Here is a 2,115-nt window from a genome sequence, read left to right as displayed (position 1 = left end):
CTGATTTTTATTGCGCTTAAATCAGATGCCAGGCTAAAATGATCGCACAACTTAGTTTATTGTTCGTTAAAGGGTTAGTTGTGCAACAGCCACCTGGAGCTTGCGGCAGCGAAAAGACCTTGCGGTAGCTGGGGACGGGTTCCTGATCGTTATCAATCCGGCAGCCCAAAAACCACCTTTACCTGGTTGGTATTGTTATCGATGATGTTATAGAAAATGGAGGCTTTATGGTATTCCAGTATCCGCTTTACAATACTTAAGCCAATGCCGCTGCCCGAGGCATCCCGAATGTTACTGCCCCGATAAAAAGTGGTGAAAAGGATATTGGTGTTTTTTACGTCGGGAACCTGGCCGGTGTTGGTGATCAGTAATTCTATCTGTAGCTTATTCTGCCGTATAAGGCACTCTACAAGGTTGTTGTCAGAATATTTGCAGGCGTTTTTAAACAGGTTTAGCAGGGCTATCCTGAGCAGAGTTTCGTCGCCGGATATATTGAGCTCCGTTTCGTTGTCGGAGTTGTTTTCGATCTCAAACTTCAATTTAAAATCGGGATATATTTTTGACAGGTCGGCCGCAACGCTAAACACGGCTTCGTCCAGCCGGAGCTTTACAAACGACGAATGGTGTTCGCGACTATTAATATCGGCAAGAGCAACCAGCGAACTGATAATTTCTGATAGCTGAAAGGTATCCTCAAAAATACTCTCCAGGTTGCGCCTTGTAGCCAGGTCCAAATCATCGCGGTTCAGCTGATTCTCCAGTTGGGCTGCTATGCGGGCAACCGGGGTGCGCAATTCATGCGATGCATTGCCGGTAAACTCCTTTTGCCGCTCATAGGCATTGTCAATGCGATCCATCATTTGGTTAAAGGAGTTGGCCAGGGTATTGATCTCATCTTCCCGCTTCTCTTCGGATAGCCTAATCTTTAGGTTACTGTCTGTTATCTCCTGTATTTTTTTCCTGAAATCATACAGCGGCTGCAGCGCCCGCTTGCTTAAACGGAACGACAGTATCCATACTACGATAGTCCCTATCAAAAAAGCGCCAAACAACAGGTATTTAAGATAATTGAGCTTGCTGTTGTTGTAAGTATCTTCGGCAGACACCAGCACGTAATAGCCCTTGTTATCAAAAACATAATATAGCCCAAGCACATCATATTTCCTGATGCGGCTAAAAAACCTTTTCTTCTCCGTTATCTGGTCAAGCTCATGTTCGGTATAATCTATAGTAAGCTTGGAGTTACTGTTGTAAATGAGTTTTTTATTCGAATCGTAGATCTGTGTATTTTCGTTATACAGCTTATTAACGCTGTTGCTGTCAATAAGCTTCTGCATTTTGTAGTCTATCTCTTTAACCTCGATGAGCAGCTTGGCTGTTGTCTGTGCCTTCTCGGCCAGTAAGGTGGCAAATTCATCCTGCCGGAAGTTGGTGAACAGGAAATATACCGTTACCATAACGGATGCCAGCAGCACCGAAAACAAGCAGCTGAAAATAAACGAAAAACGTTGCTTTAAATTCATTTAAGGTAATAGCCAAAACCGGCACGGGTATGTACAAGGGGCCTGCTAAAGCCCTTATCTATTTTGTTTCGTAAATAGTTTATATATACTTCGATTGTGTTGGTTCCTGTTTCAAAATTAATATCCCATACTTTGGCCGCTATTGTTTGTTTTGATACCGGCTTGCCGTCTTCTGTGGCCAATAACTCAATCAGCTTGTATTCCTTGGGCGAAAGCGCTATTTCCCTGCCGGCCCTGGTCACCTTTTTTTCACCGGTATCAATCACCAGGTCGTCTATTGTTAAAACGGGCTTGCCACCTTCCTGTACACCATAGCTCCTGCGCAAAAGCGCGTTCACCCTTGCAAGCAGCTCTTCAAGGTGAAACGGTTTTACAAGGTAATCATCCGCGCCCGATTCAAAGGCGATAATTTTATTTTCTACATCGCTGTAGGCTGTCAACATTAAAATTGGCTTTGCCCTATCCGTTTTTCGTATTTTTTTGCAAACCTCTATACCATTAAGTGTGGGCACATTTACATCTAAAATATACAGTTCATAGGTTTCGATCTGCAGGTTTTTAAAGAATAAAGCCCCATCGTAAACCACATCGC

2 protein-coding genes are annotated in these 2,115 nt (G+C 43.6%); both read right to left on the bottom strand.

Translation table 11 applies throughout. From position 1 onward, the window contains the following. Positions 1-152: 152 nt before the first annotated feature. Complete coding sequence (locus tag AC1DPZ_RS26010; RefSeq protein WP_477408965.1) at positions 153-1,523, bottom strand: sensor histidine kinase; 1,371 nt, start codon at positions 1,521-1,523, stop codon at positions 153-155. Further along, positions 1,520-2,115 (bottom strand): response regulator transcription factor (locus AC1DPZ_RS26005; protein ID WP_477408963.1); only part of this gene is annotated, 596 nt, incomplete at its 5' end. The genes AC1DPZ_RS26005 and AC1DPZ_RS26010, both read right to left, overlap by 4 nt.

The organism is Mucilaginibacter sp. P4_G9, from assembly GCF_056400985.1.
This window is presented reverse-complemented; position numbering and strand designations above follow the sequence as displayed.

Coding starts and splice junctions, on each gene's coding strand:
- AC1DPZ_RS26010 (WP_477408965.1), bottom strand. CDS start 1,523: ATGAATTTAAAGCAACGTTTTTCGTTTATTTTCAGCTGCTTGTTTTCG.